The following is a 1,139-nucleotide window of genomic DNA, read 5'->3' on the forward strand; positions in this document are numbered from 1 at the left end:
AAGCCGCACGTCAACGTGGGCACCATCGGCCACGTGGACCATGGCAAGACGACCCTGACGGCGGCGATCACCACCGTGCTGTCGAGCAAGTTCGGCGGCGAAGCCAAGGCGTACGACCAGATCGACGCGGCGCCCGAAGAAAAGGCGCGCGGCATCACGATCAACACCGCGCACGTCGAGTACGAGACGGCCAAGCGCCACTACGCGCACGTGGACTGCCCCGGCCACGCCGACTACGTGAAGAACATGATCACCGGCGCCGCCCAGATGGACGGCGCGATCCTGGTGGTGTCGGCTGCCGACGGCCCGATGCCCCAGACCCGCGAGCACATCCTGCTGGCGCGCCAGGTGGGCGTGCCGCACATCATCGTGTTCATGAACAAGTGCGACATGGTCGACGACGCCGAGCTGCTCGAGCTGGTCGAGATGGAAGTGCGCGAACTCCTGACCAAGTACGACTTCCCCGGCGACGACACCCCGATCATCAAGGGCTCGGCCAAGCTGGCGCTCGAAGGCGACAAGGGCGACCTGGGCGAGCAGGCCATCATGCGCCTGGCCGATGCCATGGACAGCTACTTCCCCGATCCGAAGCGCGCGGTGGACGGCGCCTTCCTGATGCCGGTGGAAGACGTGTTCTCCATCTCCGGCCGCGGCACCGTGGTGACGGGCCGCGTGGAGCGTGGCGTGATCAAGGTCGGCGAGGAAATCGAGATCGTGGGCCTGGTGCCGACGGTCAAGACCACCTGCACCGGCGTGGAAATGTTCCGCAAGCTGCTCGACCAGGGCCAGGCCGGCGACAACGTCGGCATCCTGCTGCGCGGCACCAAGCGTGAAGAAGTCCAGCGCGGCCAGGTGCTGTGCAAGCCGGGTTCGGTCAAGCCGCACACGCACTTCTCCGCCGAGATCTACGTGCTGAGCAAGGACGAGGGCGGCCGCCACACCCCGTTCTTCAACAACTATCGCCCGCAGTTCTACTTCCGCACGACGGACGTGACCGGCGCGATCGAGCTGCCGAAGGACAAGGAAATGGTCATGCCCGGCGACAACGTGACGATCACCGTCAAGCTGATCGCCCCGATCGCCATGGAAGAAGGCCTGCGCTTCGCCATCCGCGAAGGCGGCAAGACCGTCGGTTCCGG

The 1,139-nt window shown here is 66.0% G+C and carries 1 protein-coding gene; it reads left to right on the top strand.

Annotation, left to right across the window (positions count from 1 at the left end):
• Window positions 1-1,139, top strand: a 1,139-nt coding sequence (gene tuf, locus LZ009_RS24155) for an elongation factor Tu (protein ID WP_275700555.1), incomplete at both ends; no start/stop codon positions are given.

The sequence above is a fragment of the Ramlibacter paludis genome (genome assembly GCF_022012305.1).
GTDB classification, from domain to species: Bacteria; Pseudomonadota; Gammaproteobacteria; order Burkholderiales; family Burkholderiaceae_C; genus Ramlibacter; species Ramlibacter paludis.